Consider the following 18341-nt stretch of genomic DNA (forward strand, 5'->3'; position numbering starts at 1 on the left):
TCTCCAGGCGCCGGACCCCTCAGCCGCGTGCGCGGCGCCGACGGCGTCGCGAGATGACCGCCGCGGTGATCCCGGCGGCCAGGAGGAGGGAAGCGAGCACCGCGCCGGCGACGACGGTCGTCACGGATCCGGTCTCCTCCGGCACGGGCGCCGGCGTCGGGGTGTCGTCCGGTGCCGGTCCGGTCGGTGAGGGCGACGGCGTCGACGGATCCGGTGACGGGGTCATCGACGGCACGACGGGCGCCGGGTCGTCGCCTGGATCGATCGGCGTGAACGAGGGTTTGACCGGTTGCGGGATCTCGGTCGGCGCCGGATCCGGTTCCCCGACGGCATCGAGCGGCGCGGCCGGCAGTCCCGCAAGAGTGAGCACGGCGGCGAGCGCCACGGCCGCCGCGGTCATGTCGCCGCTCCCGCTCGGAGCTGCGCCGCCCGCGCGATGCGGCGGGCCATCCCGGCGAAGATGACGCCGTGGAAGGGCAGGATCGCGAACCAGTACAGACGCCCGCCGAGCCCGCGGGGGAAGAACACGGCACGCTGGCGGTACACCGACCCCGTGCCGGCCGGCTCGGTCGCGAGTTCGAGCCACGCGCGACCGGGCAGCCGCATCTCGGCACGCAGCCGCAGGAAGGAGCCGCGGTCCAGCCGCTCGACGCGCCAGAAGTCGAGCGCGTCGCCGGGGCTCAGCCGCTCGGGATCGCGCCGTCCCCGCCGCAGGCCGACACCGCCGACGAGCTTGTCGACCCAGCCGCGCGCAGCCCAGGCGACCGGCATGGAGTACCACCCGTTGTCGCCCCCGATGCCCTCGACCACGCGCCACAGGTCCGCAACCGGCGCGGTGGAGACCACCTCCCGGCGGTCGGTGTACACGATGTGCCCCGTCCAGCGCGGGTCGCTCGGCAGTCGATCGCTCGCCGCTCCCGCGACCGCGGCGTTCTGCCAGCTCGTCTCGATCTCTCCCGCGCGCATCCGGTCGAGCGCGAGCCGCACGGCTCTCCGGTATCCGGTGAGTCCACCGTCGGGTGGCGGGATGTGCTGCGCGATGTCGTCCTCCCGCACGACCGCATTGTGCTGCAGCGATTCGATGATCGGCACGGCGAGCACGCGCGGGATGGGCGTGACGAGGTTCACCCACTGGGAGGCGAGCCACGGGGTGAGCACCGGCAGGGCGGCGATGGGCCGCTGCGGCAGCCCGGCCTCGACCGCGTAGCCGTTCATCATCTGGCCGTAGCGCAGCACATCCGGCCCGCCGATGTCGAAGGTGCGGTTCACCGACGGCGGCAGATCGACCGCGGCGACGAGATAGTGCAGCACGTCGCGCACGGCGATCGGCTGGATGCGGTTGCGCACCCAGCGCGGCGCGGGCATGTAGGGCAGCACCTCGGTGAGGTGGCGGATCATCTCGAACGATGCGGAGCCCGACCCGATGACGACACCGGCCTGCAGCGCGACGGTCGGCACTCCGCTGTGCAGCAGGATCTCTCCGACGGCGGCCCGGGAGGCGAGGTGCCGGCTGAGCGGCCCGTCGGGGTGCAGCCCGCCGAGGTACACGATCCGCCGCGCCCCCGCGCGCGCCGCGGCCCGCGCGACGGTCTCGGCGATGCGCCGCTCGACGTCTTCGAACGCGCCCGCACTCGACATCGAGTGCACGAGGTAGTAGACCGCGTCGCAGCCGTCGACCGCCCGGGCGACGGCCTCCGGGTCGCGGAGGTCGCCCTCGACGACATCGACGTCCGGCGCCCACGGCACGTCCCGTATGCGTTCCACGTCGCGCACGAGCACCCGCACCGTGTGGCCGGCATCGAGCAGGCGCGGCACGAGCCGCCCGCCGATGTACCCGGTCGCTCCGGTGACGAGGATGCGCATGGGCTCACGCTAGGTGCGTGGGCCGTGCGGCGCCTGCGAGTGGCTAGAGCATCCCCTTCGGATGCCACACGGTCTTCGTCTCGGTGAACCGCGTGACGCGTTCGAGCGAACGTCCCGGGATGCCCGGCTCCGGTCGTTGCACGCGCTTGAGCGTCTCCGCCGCCGCGATCTCGAGATCCACCCAGTCGAGGGCGCCCGCCCCGGTGAGGTCGAGCGCGTTGACGTCGGCGTGCGACGCGAGCCACGGCGCGATCTCGGCCGGCGAGCCGGTGAGCACGTTTACCACGCCGCCCGGCACGTCGCTCGTCGCGAGTACCTCGGCGAGGCTGATCGCGCTGAGCGGGAACCGCTCGCTCGCGACGACGACCACGGTGTTGCCGGGCACGAGCGCCGGCGCCACGACCGACACGAGGCCGGCGAGGCTCGACTCCTGCGGGGCCACCACGGCGACGACACCGGTCGGCTCCGGAGCGGAGAGGTTGAAGTACGGCCCGGCGACGGCGTTCGCGTTGCCCGCGACCTGCTGGTACTTGTCCGTCCAGCCGGCGTACCAGACCCAGGTGTCGATGGCCTCGTCGACCTGCGCCTCGGCGACGGACGTGCGCACGCCCTCGACCGACGCGATCTCGTCGACGAACTGCGCACGGCGACCCTCGAGCAGTTCGGCGATCCGGTAGAGCACCTGCCCACGGTTGTAGGCGGTGGCGCCCGACCAGCCCGAGACGGCGGCGCGGGCCGCGACGACGGCATCCCGCGCATCCTTGCGGCTCGCGAGCGCGGCGTTCGCCAGGAACGCGCCCTTCGGGGTGGCGATCTCGTAGGTGCGACCGGACTCGCTGCGCGGGAACTTGCCCCCGATGTAGAGCTTGTACGTCTTCGGCACGGTCAAGCGGGTCACTTCGCGGCTCCTCGGTCGATGCGGGCGGGGCGCGGGGACGACGCCGGTTCGAGGTACGCGGCGAGTCCGTGCCGGCCGCCCTCGCGACCGTATCCGGACTCCTTATAGCCGCCGAACGGCGACGCGGGATCGAAGCGGTTGAACGTGTTCGCCCAGACCACGCCGGCGCGCAGGCGGTCGGCGACGGCGAGGATGCGACTGCCCTTCTCGCTCCAGATCCCGGCGGAGAGTCCGTAGGGCGTGTTGTTCGCCTTCGCGACGGCCTCGGCGGGCGTGCGGAAGGTCAGCACGGAAAGCACCGGACCGAAGACCTCGTCGCGGGAGATGCGGTGGCTCGTCGACACGTTGGTGAAGATCGTCGGGGCGAACCAGAAGCCGTTCTCCGGGATCGCGCACTCCGCCGTCCAGCGCGTCGCGCCCTCCTGTTCACCGATGTCGGAGAGCTCGCGGATGCGGTCGAGCTGTTCGCGGGAGTTGATCGCCCCGATGTCGGTGTTCTTGTCGAGCGGATCGCCGAGCCGCAGCGTCGACAGGCGCTGCTTGAGGCGGTCGACGACCTCGTCGTGGATGTTCTCCTGTACGAGCAGGCGGCTGCCGGCGCAGCACACGTGGCCCTGGTTGAAGAAGATGCCGTTGACGATGCCCTCGATCGCCTGGTCGATGGGCGCGTCGTCGAAGACGATGTTCGCGGCCTTGCCGCCGAGTTCGAGGGTCACCTTCTTGTGCGTGCCGGCGACCGAGCGGGCGATGGCGCGACCGACGGCGGTCGACCCGGTGAAGGCGACCTTGTCGACGTCGCCGTGCTCGACGAGCGCCTGCCCGGTGTCCCCCGCGCCGGTGATGATGTTGACGACACCCTTGGGCAGGTCGGCCTGCTGCACGATCTCCGCGAACAGCAGCGCGGTGAGCGGCGTGGTCTCCGCGGGCTTGAGCACGACGGTGTTGCCCGCGGCGAGCGCCGGTGCGATCTTCCACGCGAGCATGAGCAGCGGGAAGTTCCACGGGATCACCTGCGCGGCCACGCCGAGTGCGCGCGGAGCGGCGCCGAGGCCGGCGTGATCGAGCTTGTCGGCCCAGCCCGCGTAGTAGAAGAACCAGGCGGCGACGAGCGGCACGTCGACGTCGCGGCTCTCCTTGATGGGCTTGCCGTTGTCGAGCGACTCGGCGACGGCGAGCTCGCGCGCCCGCTCCTGCACGAGCCGGGCGATGCGGAACAGGTACTTGCCGCGGTCGCTCCCGCTCATCCGCGACCAGGTGCGGTCGTGGGCGCGGCGGGCGGCCGCGACGGCGCGGTCGACGTCGGAGGCGTCGGCGCTCGCGATCTCGGCGATGCGCTTCTCGGTCGCGGGCGACACCGTCGAGAAGCTCTCGCCGTGCCCGTCGACGAACTCACCGTCGATGAACAGTCCGTAGGAGTCGCGGAGCTTGAGGATCGACGCCGACTCGGGCGCCGGTGCGTAGTCGAGGAATGACATGGGGTGTTCCTTCCGCCGTCGAGGCGAGGTCAGTCGATGGTGACGTAGTCGGCGCCGCTGTAGGCCCCGGTGCGCAGCTTCTGCCGCTGCAAGAGCACGTCGTTGAGCAGGCTCGAGGCGCCGAAGCGGAACAGACTCGGCACGAGCCATTCCTCCCCCGCCGTCTCGGCGACGGTCACGAGGTACTTGATCGCATCCTTCGAGGTGCGGATGCCGCCGGCGGGTTTCACGCCGATGCGCTCGCCGGTGAGCCGATGCCAGTCGCGCACGACGCCGAGCATGAGCAGCGTGACCGGGAGGGTCGCGTTCGTGGTGACCTTGCCCGTCGAGGTCTTGATGAAGTCGCCACCGGCGAGGATCGCGAGCCAGGATGCGCGACGCACGTTGTCGTAGGTGACGAGCTCGCCGGTCTCGAGGATGACCTTGAGGTGGGCGTAGCTGCCGTCCTCGCGACGGCACGCCTCCTTGACGGCGACGATCTGGTCGAACACCTCGCCGTACCGTCCGGAGAGGAAGGCGCCGCGATCGATGACCATGTCGATCTCGTCCGCCCCCGCGGCCACCGCGTCGCGCGTGTCGGCGAGCTTCACCGGCAGGCTCGCCCGGCCGCTCGGGAACGCGGTCGCGACGGCCGCCACCTGGATGCCCTCGTCGCCTCCCGCGGCGTGCAGCGATCCGAGCGCCTCCACCGCGTAGGGCACCATGTCGCCGTAGACGCACACGGCCGCGACGCGCGGTGTCGACGGGTCGGTGGCGTCGGGGGTGATCGCCTTCGCGACGAGGGAGCGCACCTTGCCGGGGGTGTCGGCGCCCTCGAGCGTCGTCAGGTCGATGAGTTCGATGATGCGGTCGAGCGCCCACGCCTTCGAGGTCGTCTTGATGGAACGGGAGCCGAGACCGGCCGCCCGCTCTTCGAGGCCGACGGCGTCGACGCCGGGCAGCCCTTCGAGGTGCAGGCGCAGGCTCTTCTCGGTGAGATCGCCGCCGATGAGCTGCACCGCTCGTTCGGCCGGCGCGAGCGCCGCTGTCGTGGTCTGATTCACCCGGAGAGTCTACCGAGTGGTCCCGTCCGACGGCCGAGAGAGCACCGACGCCGTGAAGGCGGCGTAGTCGTCGTCCCAGCGCTCCCACACCACCGGATGTCCGTGGAGCAGGTCGGCGAGCGCTTCGAGGTGCGCCGCAGCGTGTGCACGGCCCTCCGCGGGCGCGCCGGGGACGTCGACGCGCAGACGGGTGCGGGTGCCGCGCGGCCCACCCGGGGTCGCCTCGAGCCGGAGCACGACAGCGATGTCGCCACCGAGTTCGAGCTCGTGCTCGGTCGTGGCGTGCACCACCGTGGTCACGGTCGACCCTTCGTGGTGCGGGTCGAGCCACTGGATGACCACGTGCGCGCCCGCCGTGAGGGGCGCGCTCACCCGGCCCAGCCAGCCCTCGAGCAGCACCGGATCGACGAGGGCGTCCCACACGATCGCGGGCGCCACGTCGTAGACGCGCTCGAGTTCGCGGGGGGCCATGTTGCGAGCCTACGCGTGGCCTCCGACGGCGCGGCAGCCGATACGCTGGCACCCATGTCGTCGACGGGGTCCGCCGCGCGCCGCAGCGCGGTCGTGCTCGATCTCGTCGTCGGGATCGCCTTCGTCGTGCTGTCGGCGGGGGTCACCGCCGTCGCGGCGATCTACGGGGGCCGCATGCCGGCCGCCGTCGGGATCCCGGTGATCATCGCATCCGTGCTTCTCTGGATCGGAGGACTCGTGCTTCTCGTGCGCGCCCGTCGGACGGGTCGGGTCGGCTTCCACTGGCCGCTCCTCGCCCTCGTCGCCACCCTCGCCGCCCTGTACGGCGGTCTCGCCATCACCGCGGCGGTGCTCTCGTGAGCCTCGCCCTCGCCGTCGACGTCGGCGGCACGAAGGTCGAGACGGGGTTCGTGGCCCCGGACGGCACCGTCGTCGAAGGCAGCCGGATGCGCCGCCCCACCGGCGCGAGCTCGAGCACCGAGGAGCTGTGGTCGAGCGTCGCGGAGTGCATCCGCGCCACCATGGCGACGCTCGGCGACCGTGAGCTGCTCGGCGTCGGGATCGGGTCCGCCGGCCCGATCGACGTGCAGGAGGGCCGGGTCTCCCCCCTCAACCTCGTGGCCTGGCGCGGGTTCCCGCTGCGCGACCGGGTGCAGGAGCTGGTGCCCGGCGTGCCGGTGACGCTCCGCATGGACGGCCTCGCCATCGCCCTCGCCGAGCACTGGGTGGGCGCGGCGCAGGGGTACGACGACGTCATGGGCGTCATCGTGTCGACCGGGATCGGCGGCGGGCTCGTGCTGCACGGCTCGACCGTCGCGGGGCCGACCGGCAACGCCGGACACATCGGTCACATCGAGGTCGGCGGCTTCGACGACCCGTGCGCGTGCGGCGGCACCGGCTGCGTGGAGGCCATCGCCTCCGGGCCGAAGACCGTCGCGTGGGCGCGCCGCCAGGGGTTCACCGGCCTCACCGGTGAGGATCTCGCCGCGGCCCACGCCGCCGGCGACGAGATCGCCATCGCGGCCGTCGCGCGGTCCGGGCTCGCCATCGGGCGCGCCATCGCGAGCGCCACGGCCCTCGTCGATCTGCAGATCGTCGCCATCGGCGGCGGCTTCTCGCACGTCTCTCCCGCGCTGTTCGACCACATCCGGGCGGCCATCGACGAGCGCGTGCAGTTCGGGTTCGTCACGAAGGTGAAGGTCGTGCCTTCGGGCCTGTCGGGTGCCGGTCCGCTCATCGGAGCGGGCGCCCTCGTGCACCGCGCGGAACTCGTCCCCCCGCTCTGAGCCGCGGGGAGGTCAGCGTCGGCGGGCGACCTCTTCGTCGACGAACACGGGCCGCCGCAGCAGGAAACCGGCGACGACCGCGACGATGTTGGTCGAGAGCAGGAACACGATCGCTCCCGTCCATTCGCCGCTCGCGTCGTGCATGAGTCCGACGAGCACGGGGCCGGAGCACCCGGCGACGTAGCCGATGCCCTGCACGAACCCGCTGAGCGCGACCGACTGGCGGTGACCGCGAGTGCGCAGGTTGATGAGCACGAGCGCGAGCGGGAAGAGCATCGGACCGAGTCCGATGAGCAGCACCCACAGGACCGTCAGCGGGGCCGGCGCGACCAGGAGTCCGCCGTAGCCGAGGAGGAAGAACGCGACGCCCGCGAAGGCGAGCGGACTCGCGTCGCGCATCCGGGACGCGAGGATCGGCACGATCACGGAAGCGGGCAGACCGGCGATCGCGAACAAGGCGAGCAGCGCACCCGCTTCCGCTTCGCTGCTGCCGGCGAGATCGCGCACGATGGAGGGCAGCCAGGCGAAGGCCGCGTACGCGTTGAGGCTCGAGACCGCGAAGACAGCGGTGATCGCCCATGCCGTGGGTGAACGCCACAACCCGCCGGCGAGGGGCGCACCCTGATCCGGGTCCTCGGGAGCACCGCCTGCCGCGCGATGCGCCGCGGCCTGCACGACCCACGGGATGAGCGCGATGAACGCGACGAGGAACCAGCTGCCGAGCGACACCCGCCAGCCCGCCGCATCCGCCACCGGCACCGCCACGAGGGCGGGCACGGCGGTGCTGATCGCCATGAGGGTCGCGTAGCCGGAGGTGATGAGGCCCACCCGGTCGGGGAAGTACCGCTTGATGATCGGCGGCAGCAGCACGTTGCCGACGCCGATGCCGAGCAGCGCCACGATGGTGCCGACGAGCAGCAGGGTGGTGTTCGGCGCGAGGGCGCGGCCGAGGTGCCCGATCGTCATGGCGAGGATCGCGACCATGAGCGCGCGTTCGAGTCCGAGCGCGCGCGAGAACAGCGGCGCGAGCAACCCGCTCACGGCGAATGCGACGGGAGGGGCCGCGCCGATGAGGCCGAGCGTCGGGGCGTCGATCGGCAGTTCGTTCGAGATGCGGTCGACGATCGGCGAGACGGCGGCGACGGCGGTGCGGAGGTTGATCGCGACGAGCACGATGCCGAGCAGGGCCGCCGTCCGTCCCGCCCAGAGCGGACGCAGGGAAGCCGGAGGCACCCGTCGATCCTAGGCGCTCCTGTGTGGGCCGTCGGTCGCCGGTCGGCACCGCTCACGTCGTCGCCGAGGTCGCGGCGGCGCACCCGCTCGTCGACGCCGGGGGTCGCGCCGATGCACCCGCTCGTCGAGCGCACGCGACGCCGCCGGTCGACGCTGCGACGCATCCGCTCCTCGAGTGCACGCGACGCCGCCGGTCGACGCTGCGACGCATCCGCTCGTCGAGTAGCGACGAAGGAGCGTATCGAGACGCCCACGAACCGCGTCGATCTGCGTGACCGTCGAGCGCCGCTCGCTCGACCCGCTGCCGACCCGGAGAACCCGGTCGCTGAGCCTGTCGAAGCGACCCCGCGAACGCTCTTTCGCCACTCCTTCACAACCGGTTGGAGATCGCACCTATCCACCGCGAAACCTCCGCCTGATCGGGGGAAACGGAATGTCGGTGGTCCGGTTCACACTCTTCATATGGACGAAGCAGCGGCGCTCATCGAGCAGGCGGAACACCTCCTCCGCCGCGCCGCCGCCCTCCCGGTGGAGCACCTCACCGACACGGCCCTGTGCGACCTGACCGGTCGCACTGAGCAGGTGGGTCGTTTGGCTGACGCGCTACGCGTTGCAATGGCTGGTGAGATCGCCGAACGCTCCCGACCCGAGCTTCGCACGGAGGGCCTCGGCTACCGGCACGGGTGCGCACGCCCGCCGCACCTGATCGAGCGCATCACCCGCATCTCGCAGGCCGAGGCCGCGAGGCGGATCCGCCTCGCCGGCGCGCTTCGGCCTCGGCTGGCACTCTCGGGCGAGGTGTCGCCCGCCTCACGTCCGATGGTGGCGGATGCGGTGCGGAGTGGACGGATCGGTGTGGAGTCGGCAGGGCACATCGTCCGCATCCTCGACAGCGCCGACACCGCCACGCCCACTCAACTCGAGAAGGCCGAGCGGATGCTCGTGGAGGCGGCCGAGACGGAGTCGGCGGATCTGGTGAAGACCCAAGCCGTGGTGTGGCGCGAATACCTCGACCCCGATGGTGCCCGCCCCCGCGACGAGGTCCTCCGCGCGCAGCGTCGGTTCTCGATCGGACGGGAAGTGAACGGGATGACCCCGTTCACCGGACTCGCCGACCCGCTCTCCGCGGGGCTGTTGCGTGCGGCGATGGCGGAGGGCACCGCCCCGGACCGGCAACCACGTTTCCTCAACGCCGACGACCTCGACGCGAGCGACCCACTTCTGGACCCGCGGACGCGGGATCAACGCCAGTTCGACATCCTCATCGGCCTCGTGACGGCGGGCGTGCGGGCGCCGGGCGGATCGTTGCGACCGACCGCGATGGTGAACATCGTCGTCCAAGCCCACCACCTCGACCGCGGCACCGGGGCGGCGTGGATCGACGACGTCACCGAACCGATCAGCGCGTTCACCGCCCGCACCCTCCTCTGCGACGCAGACACCAGCACCATCGTTCTCGGCGCGAACGGCGAAGTACTGCACCTCGGCCGTAAGGAACGGCTCTTCAGCCCAGCGCAACGCCGCGCTCTCGCGGTCCGGGACGGTGGATGCGTGTGGCCCGGGTGCACCGCCCCACCATCCTGGTGCCACGCCCACCACCTCCTCGAATGGGAACACGGCGGCCCCACCGACCTCGACAACGGAGTACTGCTCTGCGCCGCCCATCACCACATGCTCCACAACAGCGGCTACCGGATGAAGGCGATCCGCGGGAAACCCCACCTCCTCGCCCCACCCCACATCGACCCCCACCAGAGGTGGCGCCCACTCGGACGACAACGCGCCACCCGAACACCCGCCGCCGCACGCTCCGGCTGAGCAACACGGTCGCTGGCCCGGTGAAGCGACGGGTCGTACGGGGTGTTCCCTTCGACAAGCTCAGGGAACGGAACAGGGCCGACCGCGGACGCGCGACGGGTAGGGTGACTGCGCCATGGATCTCGCCGACCACCTCCCGCTGAGCCACCGCCGCGCGGTCGACGAGACGGGCGTGTCGAGCGACTGGTCCACCTCCGCCGCCGAGGTGCTGCGCGGGTTCGCCGCGCTGCTCGACCCCACGGCGGACGACGCCTCCACGGAGCCGACCACGTCGACCGACTCGACCGGTTCACCCGACGCGCAGGCCCTCGTCCGTGCCGTGCTGGAGCGTCTCGGACGAACCACCGATGCGCACGCCGTCATCGACGCCACCACCCTCCGCTCCGCAGCCGACGAACTCGAGGCGAGCAGCGGCCGGGTGCGGGTCGAGACCCTCGGCGAATGCCTCGCCGACCTCGTGCTCGCCGGGCGGGCCGCCGACCTGCCGGTGCGCATCGATCCCGTCGCCGCGGGAGCCGCGGTGCTCGCCCGCGCCCTGTCCGGTCCGTCCCGCATCCGCGGTCTCGTGCGTGGCCGCACCCTCGTCGCGACCGACGGCGACTGGCGCCTCGGGAGCGGGCCGGTGCTCGAACGCACCTGCGCCGAGTTCCTCGTGCTGTTCTACCGCTCCTGAGCCGCCGCGGGCACGTCGAGGATGCGCCGCGCGGCCGCCTCGTCCGCCTTCAATTGCACGATGAGCGGGTCGATGCCGTCGAACTTCGCCATCGGACGCAGATACTCGACGAACTCGACCTCCACCTGACGGTCGTACAGGTCGAAGTCGCGGTCGATCGCCCACGCCTCGACCTGGCGTGCGGGCACACCCTCGAACGTCGGGTTGTTGCCGATCGAGATCGCGGCCGGATGTCGTTCACCGTCGACCACGAGGTATCCGGCGTAGACGCCGTCGGCGGGCAGGAACCCCTCGAGCCGCGGGTGCAGGTTCGCCGTGGGGAACCCGAGCAGCCGCCCGCGCTGTTCGCCGCGCACGACGGTCGACCGCACCGACGGGTGACGTCCGAGCAGCAACGACACCTCGCGCACCCGGCCCTCCTGCAGCAGCTCCCGGATCCAGGTGGACGACGCGCGCCGTTCCCCGTCCGGACGCACATCGGGGATGAGGTCGACCGTGAAGCCGTGCTCCGCACCGAGGCGTCGCAGCAGCTCCACGTCGCCGCGACCGCGGCGGCCGAACCGGAAGTCCTCTCCCACGAGCACGAGACGCGCGTGCAGGGCCTCGACGAGCACCTCGCGCACGAAGTCCTCGGGCTCCTGGGTGCTGCGCTGTTCGTCGAACCGCAGCATGAGCGTCGCGTCCACACCGGCGGCGGCGATCAGTTCGAGCTTCTGCTCGTTGCTCGTGAGCGACTCCGGGCACTTCTCGGGTGCGAGGAGGCGCAGCGGATGACGGTCGAACGTCACGACGACCGACCGTAGGCCGGCCGCCTCCGCCCTCGCACGCAACTCGGCGATGACGGCCCGGTGTCCGGCATGCACGCCGTCGAACTTGCCGATCGTGACGGCGCTGGCTGCCCAGTCCGACGGCACCTCCGCGGGTTCGAAGAAGCGCTGCATCACGCCTCCTCGGGCGACGGGCGGTGACGGGCGAGCCAGATCAGGCCGAGCACCGGCAGCACGAGCGGGATGAACACGTAGCCGCGGCCGTAGACCGACCACACCGTGTCGGCGGGGAACAGCTGCGCGTCGACGATGCTGAGCGTGCCGATGACGAGCACCCCGAGCAGTTCGAAGGCGATCGTCGCCCACGCGACCCGGTACCAGGTGCGCCCCTTCGCGACGAGCGCGACGGTCGCCGCGATGTAGACGACACCGGCGAGCGCGGAGAGCAGGTACGCCACGGGCGCCTCCTCGAAGCGGGTGGCGATCTGCACGATCGATCGGGCGGTGGCGGCGAGCGCGAGGATCGCGTACACGGCGACGAGCACGCGGCCCGCGCCGACCGCGCGCGACGAACGGCGCGGTGTGGTCTCGGTGGACATCCCCTCCAGGATAGAGCGGCGCGCCGGGTGCACCGTGTCAGGCGACCTGCACGAACCAGATCTGGTTCATACGCCACACCATGACAGCGACGGCGAGGGCGGCGACGCCGAGGATGACCGTGCTCCACCGGTCCCGCGTGATGAGCGCCCATAGGGCCGCGAGCGGCGGCAGCAGCGCCGCGCTGATCAGGTACACCCAGAACTCGAGACCGTCACCGGTGGGCAGGTTCCCGAAGGCGGGGGCGGCGATCGCCACCACGACCTGAGCGATGAGCAGCAGCTCGACGAGGGCGAGCGCGCCGAGCGTGTAGTCGTTCGGCGCACGCCCCACGAGACCGAGCACGAGGGCGAACAGCCCGGCGGCCACCGCGACGACGACCTGGACGGTCGTGAACCACTCGATCACGCGAGCACCTCCGCGGTCGGGAAGTTGACCAGCGGCCGCAGCACTCCGCGTTCGACGCGCGCGATGCCCGCGAGTCGTCCCTCCGGAGTCGTGACGGCGATCGGCCCGCCGTCCTCGGCGCCGTCGACGCTCACCCGCTTGCCGTGGGCGAGGTCGCGCACTCCGTCGGCGTCGAGCCGCAGTTCGGGGTACAGCGCCGTCGCGACGGTGACGGGCGCGAGGGCGCCGTCGCGCACGTGCTCGTCGAGCGGCACCGCATCCGTCACCCGGAACGGCCCGACGCGCGTGCGCCGCAGTGCCGTGAGGTGCCCGCCGACGCCGAGGGCGGCGCCGAGATCGCGGGCGAGGGCACGGATGTAGGTGCCGGACGAGCACACGACCCGCACGTCGACGTCGAGGTACGGGTGGCCCTCGTCGGTGGTCCCACGGTCGAGGCCGCGCACCTCGAACTCGGCGACGGTGACCGGGCGCGCGGGGAGGTCGACCTCCTCCCCCGACCGCACGCGGGCGTAGGAGCGTCGGCCGTCGACCTTGATGGCGCTCACCGAGCTCGGGACCTGCAGGATCTCGCCGGTGAGGTCCGCCACCGCGTCACGGATCCGGGCCTCGTCGACCGCGCCGACGAGTTCGGCGGAGGCTCGGGAGACGATCTCACCCTCGGCGTCGTCGGTGACCGTGGCGGCACCGAGCCGGATGACCGCCTCGTACTCCTTGTCGAGTCCGACGAGGTAGGTGAGCAGCCGGGTCGACGAGTCGAGTCCGAGCAGGAGCAGGCCGGTCGCGGCGGGATCGAGGGTGCCGGCGTGGCCGACCTTGCGCGTGCCGGCGAGGCGCCGCGTGCGGGCGACGACGTCGTGGCTGGTGAGCCCGAGCGGTTTGTCGACGAGCACGATGCCGCCGGGATGCCGGGCTGCTCCACGGGAGCCGTCGACGGGCAGGCGGGGCTCGGTCACCGGGACAGGGTAGCAACGCGTCGGGTGGGAGGAGCGCCCGCGTAGGATCGCGGCATGCGGGCGGGCGTGATCGGGGCGGGTGCCGTGGGCGGCGCGCTCGCGGCGCTGCTGCACCGCGGCGGCCACGAGGTGCACGTGACGGCGCGTGGCGAGCATCTCGCGACCCTGCGCGAGAGCGGCCTGCATCTCACGGGCGCGTGGGGCGAGCACCGCGCCGCCGTCTCGGCGGCGGAGACGCTTCCGGCCGGTGTGCAGTTCGTCATCGCCGCCACGAAGGCCCAGGATGCGCCGGCGGCGATCCGCGCCAACGCCCCGGTGCTCAAGGGCATCCCCCTCGTCGTCGTGCAGAACGGGCTGGGCGGAGTCGACGCGGCACGCTCGGCCGCCCCGGACGCCGACGTGATCGGCGGGCTCGCCGTCTTCGCGGCCTCCCATCTGCGACCCGGAGAGGTGGAGGTCACGGCCGCGGGTCCGCTCTACCTCGGCGGCGGGGTGGGCGAGCACGACGTGCCCGCTCGGTTCGCCGCATCCGTGCTCTCGCCGCTGCTTCCCGTGGAGGTCGTGGCCGACTTCACCGGTGCGCAGTGGAGCAAGCTCGTCGTCAACCAGGTGAACGCCCTGCCGGCGATCACCGGGATGAGCGTGCAGGAGGTGGTTGCGCACTCCGGCCTGCGCCGCGTGATGACCGACAGCATGCGGGAGAACGTGCGGGTGGGACTCACGCGTGGGATCGAATTCGGTCCGCTCCAGGGGCTCACCCACCGGCGGTTGAGGCTGTTCGCGGCCCTGCCGCTCTCGATCGGGCAGCTGCTCCCGCGGCTGATGGCCCGGCGCATGGGCGCGGTGCCGAATCCGGGTTCGACGCTGCAGAGCATCCGGCGGGGTCAGCCGAGCGAGATCGACCACCTCAACGGCGCGGTCGTGCGCGCATCCGAACGCACCAATCAGACGGCGCGCGTCAACCGGCTGCTCGTCGAGCTCGTGCACGAGGTGGAGCGCACGGGCCGGTTCCTCACCCCCGACGAGGTGCTCGAGCGCGTCGCCGCGCCGGGTCGCTGACCAGCGTCCGCGCTCAGCAGCTGTCGGCGAAGTTCCGCCGCGGATGCTGCGGGTCGGTCACGTCGACGATGGCCGTCGAGAGCCGATCGGCCGAGCCGGGCACCGGGTCGCCCGAATCGAGCCAGAAGGTGTAGCTCCAACTGCCGCTCAATGGCGGGGCGTGGAGTCCGGTGCCGTGCGCGACGAGGATCGCCGCCCCGTCGCCGGCGCGGAAGGGCCCCGCGACGCGGTCGGGGAAGTCCTCCGTGACCTCGGCGGTCTCGGCGTCGTGCCCGGCGCGTCGCAGCGCCTCGGCGAGATGCTCGGCGAACTCGGCACCCACCTCGGGGCGCGTTCCGTCCACACCGACCAGGCGGCGACCGGTGCGGTAGTTGTGCAGGATCTCCGTCGCGAAGGCGTCGTAGGAGGCCGTGGTCGGGTCGGTCATGGGCCGAGCCTAGGGTGAAGGGATGGGTGACGCCTCGGAACGTGCACCGGCTGCGATCGCACAGAACGTGATCGCCCCGGCGGTCGTCGCCTGGTACCGCGAGCACCGGCGCGACCTGCCCTGGCGGGAGCCCGGCTTCCCCGCGTGGGGCACCCTCGTGAGCGAGTTCATGCTGCAGCAGACGCCGGTCGCCCGGGTCATCCCGCGGCTCGCCGAGTGGCTCGACCGCTGGCCGACACCCGGCCACCTCGCCGCCTCGCCGGCTGGCGACGCCGTGCGGGCGTGGGATCGGCTCGGCTACCCGCGACGGGCCCTCAATCTGCACGCCGCCGCGGTCGCGATCACCGAGCGGCACGGCGGTCGGGTTCCGCCCGACGTCGACGCGCTGCTCGAACTCCCCGGCGTCGGTCCGTACACCGCCCGCGCGGTCGCCGTCTTCGCGTACGGGTTGCGTCATCCCGTCGTCGACACGAACGTGCGGCGTGTGCTCGCCCGCGCCGTCGACGGCGCCGCTCTGCCGGGCCCGGCGTCGACCCGGCGCGACCTCGCCGCGATGGAGGCGTTGCTGCCCGACGACGACGCCGACGCGGCCGTGTTCAACGCGGGGGCGATGGAGCTCGGCGCGGTCGTGTGCACCGCACGGTCGCCGCGGTGCGAGGAGTGCCCCATCCGCTCGGCGTGCGCGTGGCGCGCCGCCGGGTACCCGGCGCACGAGGGACCGCGCGCACCCGTGCAGAAGCGGTACGAGGGCTCGGACCGCCAGGCTCGCGGGGTGATCCTCGGGGAGCTGCGCCGGAGCGAGGTGCCCGTACCGGAGGGTGCGCTCGCCTCCCTCTGGCCGGATGCCGCGCAGTTCGCGCGCGCTCTCGCCGGGCTCGAGCGCGACGGTCTCGTGCGCGCCCACGACGACGGCTGGGTACTCCCCGACTGAGCGTTCGCCCGACGGCGTCGTGCGGCGATGCGACGACACCTAGCGTGGTCGCACCATCACCGAGGAGGACCCATGAGCGACCCCATCGACCCGGCTCCGAGCACCGACGACTCCGCGGCGGGCAACAACGCCGATTTCGGCGACCTGCCCGACGACCTCCCCCTCACCGACGACGACGCGCTGAGCTCCGACGACGCCCCGTCGACGGCGGATTCGCGCGACGACGTCGACGGCGCCTTCGACGGCATCGACATCACTCAGAGCGACGGGCCCGACCTGCAGGCGGGCGACGACCTCGACACCGGCGCCGGCCGCTGAGATCCTGCCGACGCGCTTCTCGTCCGCGAGGAGGGCGCGCCGGCGCATCCGGTCGCTCTAGCGTCGAAGGATGCCCGAGACCGCTCTGATCCGCTGGCGCCACGGGGACCGGATCTCCGGCGCCTACCCGACCCACGTCATCACCGACACGGCGGAGGAGGTCGCCCTCTGGCAACCGGCCGGCGTGGTCGGATGGCGCTCCAGCGGAGACCGCGGCGGACCGCGGGGGCGCAACATGCTTCCGGGTGGCTGGGACGGCGCGTATGAGCCCCACGAGTGGACCGGCGACGGGGTGCTGCGCGTGTACCGCCCGGGCGACCCGTGGTCGGTGTGGCGGTGGCTCGGCGACGACGGCTGGTCGTCGCACTTCTACGTCAACCTCGAGACGCCGTGGCGTCGGACGGCGATCGGCTTCGACTCGTCCGACTGGTATCTGGATCTCGTGGTCGGACCGGACTCGTGGCGCTTCAAAGACGAGGACGAACTCGAGTGGGCGACCGGGGCGGGCATCCTCACCGCCGGGCAACGCGCCCGGATCGATTCCGCCGCGCGCGACGCGGTCGCGCTCGTGACCCGCCGCGGCTGGCCCTTCGACGCGGACTGGGACCGGTGGTCGCCGTTGCCGCGATCGCTGCCGCCGCTCCCCGACGACTGGGCAGACACCCGGATCTGACGGGCCCGGGTCCCCCTGCGCGACCGCTGAGCGGCGCCGCGGCGGGCGTTCCGTTCGTCGGCGGCGCGATGCACACTGGGGTCGTGCCCGAACTGCCCGAAGTCCACGCCCTCGCGGCGGACCTCGACGCCCGCCTGCGGGGCCGGGTCGTCGACCGCCTCGATGTCGTGTCGTTCGCCGTGTTGAAGACGTTCGATCCCCTGGTCTCCGCCCTCGCGGGGCAGACGGTGTGGCGGGTCACCCGTCACGGCAAGTTCCTCGACCTCGCGATCGGCGACCTGCACCTCGTCGGCCACCTCGCGCGGGCGGGGTGGATCCGCTGGCGCGACGGGGCCCCGGCCGCGTCCGGGCGGCCCGGGAAGGGTCCCCTCGCGGCGCGGCTCGTGCTCGACGAGGGCGACGGGCTCGACATCACCGAGGCGGGCACGAAGAAGAGCCTCGCCCTGTACGTGGTCACCGACCCGACACTCGTGCCGGGGATCGCGAGCCTCGGCCCGGATCCGCTCGACGGCGCCTTCACGGTCGACGTGCTGGGAGGCATCCTCAAGCGCGCCGGACGCGCTCAGATCAAGGGCGTGCTGCGCAATCAGGGGAACATCGCCGGCATCGGCAACGCCTACTCCGACGAGATCCTGCACGTCGCGAAGATGTCGCCGTTCAAACCGGCGACTCTCGACGAGGACGAGACGGCACGACTGTACGACGCCATCCGCTCGACCCTCGGTGATGCGATCGCCCGCTCGGAGGGACTCGCGGCGTCCGAACTCAAGAAGGAGAAGAAGTCGGGCATGCGGGTGCACGGTCGCACCGGCGAGGCGTGCCCGGTGTGCGGCGACACGGTGCGCGAGGTGATCTTCGCCGACTCGACGCTGCAGTACTGCCCGACGTGTCAGACGGGCGGCAAGCCGCTCGCCGACCGGCTGCTGTCGCGCCTCGTGAAGTGAGGCGGGGGCGGCTCAGCGCTCGTCGTCGTCTTCGTCGTCCTCGTCGTCCTCACGCGGCTTGACGTACGGGTCCTCGTCGCCGGCGTAGGTCGCGTTCACGGCGAGCGTCGACACCTCGGTGTCGCGCTGGCGCGCCTCGGCGAGCAACCGCTCGATCGAGGCTGCGTTCTCCGGCACCGCGTCCGCGATGAACTCGAGGCTCGGGGTGAGCCGCGCGGTGATGTTGCGGCCGACCTCGGTGCGCAGCATGCCGGTCGCCGCCTTGAGGGCCGCGGCGCTGTCCTCGCGCTCCTGGTCGGTGCCGTACACCGTGTAGAAGATCGAGGCGTGCTGCAGGTCGCCCGTTACGCGCACATCCGTGATGGTCACGAATCCGAGCCGCGGGTCGCGCAGGCCGCGGTCGAGGCGGCGCGCGACGATCTCCTTGATCCGGTCCGCCATCTTGCGGGCCCGCTGCGGATCAGCCATTCCACATCCTCTTCTCTCTCCCACATCCGGAGCGGC

22 protein-coding genes are annotated in these 18341 nt (G+C 72.2%); 9 read left to right on the forward strand and 13 right to left on the reverse strand.

From position 1 onward, the window contains the following. Positions 1-19: 19 nt before the first annotated feature. Genes CLV46_RS11070 through CLV46_RS11095 form a run of 6 tightly spaced genes read right to left on the reverse strand, consistent with a single transcriptional unit; the run spans position 20 to position 5750 of the window. Positions 20-400 carry a hypothetical protein gene (locus CLV46_RS11070; protein ID WP_100364819.1) on the reverse strand — a complete coding sequence of 127 codons (381 nt, stop codon included), beginning with the start codon at positions 398-400 and terminating at the stop codon, positions 20-22. Then, positions 397-1863 (reverse strand): SDR family oxidoreductase, encoded by a 1467-nt coding sequence (locus CLV46_RS11075; protein WP_100364820.1) that lies wholly within the window; start codon positions 1861-1863, stop codon positions 397-399. The genes CLV46_RS11070 and CLV46_RS11075 overlap by 4 nt, the downstream gene beginning before the upstream one ends. A 43-nt stretch (positions 1864-1906) precedes the next feature. Beyond that, entirely contained in the window at positions 1907-2761 is an 855-nt protein-coding gene (locus CLV46_RS11080; protein ID WP_100364821.1) for an aldehyde dehydrogenase family protein, read from the reverse strand. Next, positions 2758-4236 (reverse strand): aldehyde dehydrogenase family protein, encoded by a 1479-nt coding sequence (locus tag CLV46_RS11085; RefSeq protein WP_100364822.1) that lies wholly within the window; start codon positions 4234-4236, stop codon positions 2758-2760. Before CLV46_RS11085 ends, CLV46_RS11080 begins: the two co-directional genes overlap by 4 nt. A gap of 29 nt (positions 4237-4265) precedes the next feature. Next, on the reverse strand, positions 4266-5279 hold the full coding sequence (deoC, locus tag CLV46_RS11090) for a deoxyribose-phosphate aldolase (RefSeq protein ID WP_100364823.1): 1014 nt from the start codon (positions 5277-5279) through the stop codon (positions 4266-4268). Positions 5280-5288: 9 nt separating this feature from the next. Continuing rightward, positions 5289-5750 carry an SRPBCC family protein gene (locus CLV46_RS11095; protein ID WP_100364824.1) on the reverse strand — a complete coding sequence of 154 codons (462 nt, stop codon included), beginning with the start codon at positions 5748-5750 and terminating at the stop codon, positions 5289-5291. A gap of 54 nt (positions 5751-5804) precedes the next feature. Between CLV46_RS11095 and CLV46_RS11100 the strand changes: the two genes are divergently transcribed. Next, on the forward strand, positions 5805-6110 hold the full coding sequence (locus CLV46_RS11100) for a hypothetical protein (RefSeq protein WP_100364825.1): 306 nt from the start codon (positions 5805-5807) through the stop codon (positions 6108-6110). Then, positions 6107-7036 (forward strand): ROK family protein, encoded by a 930-nt coding sequence (locus CLV46_RS11105; protein ID WP_100364826.1) that lies wholly within the window; start codon positions 6107-6109, stop codon positions 7034-7036. The genes CLV46_RS11100 and CLV46_RS11105 overlap by 4 nt, the downstream gene beginning before the upstream one ends. 12 nt (positions 7037-7048) lie before the next feature. Here the strand turns inward: CLV46_RS11105 and CLV46_RS11110 are convergent, their stop codons facing one another. Next, entirely contained in the window at positions 7049-8269 is a 1221-nt protein-coding gene (locus CLV46_RS11110) for an MFS transporter (protein WP_100364827.1), read from the reverse strand. Between the two features lie 462 nt (positions 8270-8731). Here CLV46_RS11110 and CLV46_RS11115 point away from each other — a divergent pair, with 462 nt between their 5' ends. Beyond that, positions 8732-10087 (forward strand): HNH endonuclease signature motif containing protein, encoded by a 1356-nt coding sequence (locus CLV46_RS11115; RefSeq protein WP_157802303.1) that lies wholly within the window; start codon positions 8732-8734, stop codon positions 10085-10087. A 115-nt stretch (positions 10088-10202) separates the two neighbouring features. Next, positions 10203-10760, forward strand: coding sequence for a hypothetical protein (locus CLV46_RS11120; RefSeq protein WP_100364829.1), 558 nt, complete (start codon positions 10203-10205; stop codon positions 10758-10760). Here the strand turns inward: CLV46_RS11120 and CLV46_RS11125 are convergent. The 4 genes from CLV46_RS11125 to truB are packed head-to-tail and all read right to left on the reverse strand — an operon-like array spanning position 10748 to position 13485. Next, positions 10748-11701 (reverse strand): bifunctional riboflavin kinase/FAD synthetase, encoded by a 954-nt coding sequence (locus tag CLV46_RS11125; protein ID WP_100364830.1) that lies wholly within the window; start codon positions 11699-11701, stop codon positions 10748-10750. The two genes, CLV46_RS11120 and CLV46_RS11125, sit on opposite strands and share 13 nt — an antisense overlap. Then, positions 11701-12126, reverse strand: coding sequence for a hypothetical protein (locus tag CLV46_RS11130; RefSeq protein ID WP_100364831.1), 426 nt, complete (start codon positions 12124-12126; stop codon positions 11701-11703). The genes CLV46_RS11125 and CLV46_RS11130 overlap by 1 nt, the downstream gene beginning before the upstream one ends. 37 nt (positions 12127-12163) lie before the next feature. Next, entirely contained in the window at positions 12164-12532 is a 369-nt protein-coding gene (locus CLV46_RS11135; RefSeq protein ID WP_100364832.1) for a hypothetical protein, read from the reverse strand. Further along, a complete protein-coding gene (gene truB, locus CLV46_RS11140) occupies positions 12529-13485 on the reverse strand; it encodes a tRNA pseudouridine(55) synthase TruB (protein WP_245866752.1) in 957 nt (318 codons plus the stop codon). Before truB ends, CLV46_RS11135 begins: the two co-directional genes overlap by 4 nt. A 54-nt stretch (positions 13486-13539) precedes the next feature. Between truB and CLV46_RS11145 the strand changes: the two genes are divergently transcribed. Then, on the forward strand, positions 13540-14544 hold the full coding sequence (locus tag CLV46_RS11145; RefSeq protein WP_100364834.1) for a ketopantoate reductase family protein: 1005 nt from the start codon (positions 13540-13542) through the stop codon (positions 14542-14544). A gap of 13 nt (positions 14545-14557) precedes the next feature. Here CLV46_RS11145 and CLV46_RS11150 read toward each other — a convergent pair whose 3' ends face one another. Beyond that, positions 14558-14971 carry a hypothetical protein gene (locus CLV46_RS11150; protein WP_100364835.1) on the reverse strand — a complete coding sequence of 138 codons (414 nt, stop codon included), beginning with the start codon at positions 14969-14971 and terminating at the stop codon, positions 14558-14560. Between the two features lie 22 nt (positions 14972-14993). Between CLV46_RS11150 and CLV46_RS11155 the strand changes: the two genes are divergently transcribed. From CLV46_RS11155 to CLV46_RS11170, 4 genes are all read left to right on the forward strand, one after another. After that, positions 14994-15902 carry an HhH-GPD family protein gene (locus CLV46_RS11155; protein WP_100364836.1) on the forward strand — a complete coding sequence of 303 codons (909 nt, stop codon included), beginning with the start codon at positions 14994-14996 and terminating at the stop codon, positions 15900-15902. A gap of 72 nt (positions 15903-15974) precedes the next feature. Further along, a complete protein-coding gene (locus CLV46_RS11160) occupies positions 15975-16220 on the forward strand; it encodes a hypothetical protein (RefSeq protein ID WP_100364837.1) in 246 nt (81 codons plus the stop codon). Positions 16221-16290: 70 nt separating this feature from the next. Beyond that, on the forward strand, positions 16291-16893 hold the full coding sequence (locus CLV46_RS11165; RefSeq protein ID WP_100364838.1) for a ribonuclease FAU-1 family protein: 603 nt from the start codon (positions 16291-16293) through the stop codon (positions 16891-16893). 83 nt (positions 16894-16976) lie between these two features. Continuing rightward, entirely contained in the window at positions 16977-17837 is an 861-nt protein-coding gene (locus CLV46_RS11170) for an Fpg/Nei family DNA glycosylase (RefSeq protein ID WP_100364839.1), read from the forward strand. Positions 17838-17849: 12 nt separating this feature from the next. On the opposite strand, the gene rbfA is transcribed toward CLV46_RS11170, so the two are convergent. After that, on the reverse strand, positions 17850-18305 hold the full coding sequence (gene rbfA / locus CLV46_RS11175) for a 30S ribosome-binding factor RbfA (protein ID WP_100364840.1): 456 nt from the start codon (positions 18303-18305) through the stop codon (positions 17850-17852). Positions 18306-18341: the final 36 nt, after the last annotated feature.

The organism is Diaminobutyricimonas aerilata (genome assembly GCF_002797715.1).
GTDB lineage: Bacteria > Actinomycetota > Actinomycetes > Actinomycetales > Microbacteriaceae > Diaminobutyricimonas > Diaminobutyricimonas aerilata.

Bases quoted from the DNA above. Each gene is read 5' to 3' on its own strand.
- CLV46_RS11070 (WP_100364819.1), bottom strand. From the start codon at position 400: ATGACCGCGGCGGCCGTGGCGCTCGCCGCCGTGCTCACTCTTGCGGGA.
- CLV46_RS11075 (WP_100364820.1), bottom strand. From the start codon at position 1,863: ATGCGCATCCTCGTCACCGGAGCGACCGGGTACATCGGCGGGCGGCTC.
- CLV46_RS11085 (WP_100364822.1), bottom strand. From the start codon at position 4,236: ATGTCATTCCTCGACTACGCACCGGCGCCCGAGTCGGCGTCGATCCTC.
- CLV46_RS11095 (WP_100364824.1), bottom strand. From the start codon at position 5,750: ATGGCCCCCCGCGAACTCGAGCGCGTCTACGACGTGGCGCCCGCGATC.
- CLV46_RS11100 (WP_100364825.1), top strand. From the start codon at position 5,805: ATGTCGTCGACGGGGTCCGCCGCGCGCCGCAGCGCGGTCGTGCTCGAT.
- CLV46_RS11115 (WP_157802303.1), top strand. From the start codon at position 8,732: ATGGACGAAGCAGCGGCGCTCATCGAGCAGGCGGAACACCTCCTCCGC.
- CLV46_RS11120 (WP_100364829.1), top strand. From the start codon at position 10,203: ATGGATCTCGCCGACCACCTCCCGCTGAGCCACCGCCGCGCGGTCGAC.
- CLV46_RS11125 (WP_100364830.1), bottom strand. From the start codon at position 11,701: ATGCAGCGCTTCTTCGAACCCGCGGAGGTGCCGTCGGACTGGGCAGCC.
- CLV46_RS11130 (WP_100364831.1), bottom strand. From the start codon at position 12,126: ATGTCCACCGAGACCACACCGCGCCGTTCGTCGCGCGCGGTCGGCGCG.
- CLV46_RS11145 (WP_100364834.1), top strand. From the start codon at position 13,540: ATGCGGGCGGGCGTGATCGGGGCGGGTGCCGTGGGCGGCGCGCTCGCG.
- CLV46_RS11150 (WP_100364835.1), bottom strand. From the start codon at position 14,971: ATGACCGACCCGACCACGGCCTCCTACGACGCCTTCGCGACGGAGATC.
- CLV46_RS11155 (WP_100364836.1), top strand. From the start codon at position 14,994: ATGGGTGACGCCTCGGAACGTGCACCGGCTGCGATCGCACAGAACGTG.
- CLV46_RS11160 (WP_100364837.1), top strand. From the start codon at position 15,975: ATGAGCGACCCCATCGACCCGGCTCCGAGCACCGACGACTCCGCGGCG.
- CLV46_RS11165 (WP_100364838.1), top strand. From the start codon at position 16,291: ATGCCCGAGACCGCTCTGATCCGCTGGCGCCACGGGGACCGGATCTCC.
- rbfA (WP_100364840.1), bottom strand. From the start codon at position 18,305: ATGGCTGATCCGCAGCGGGCCCGCAAGATGGCGGACCGGATCAAGGAG.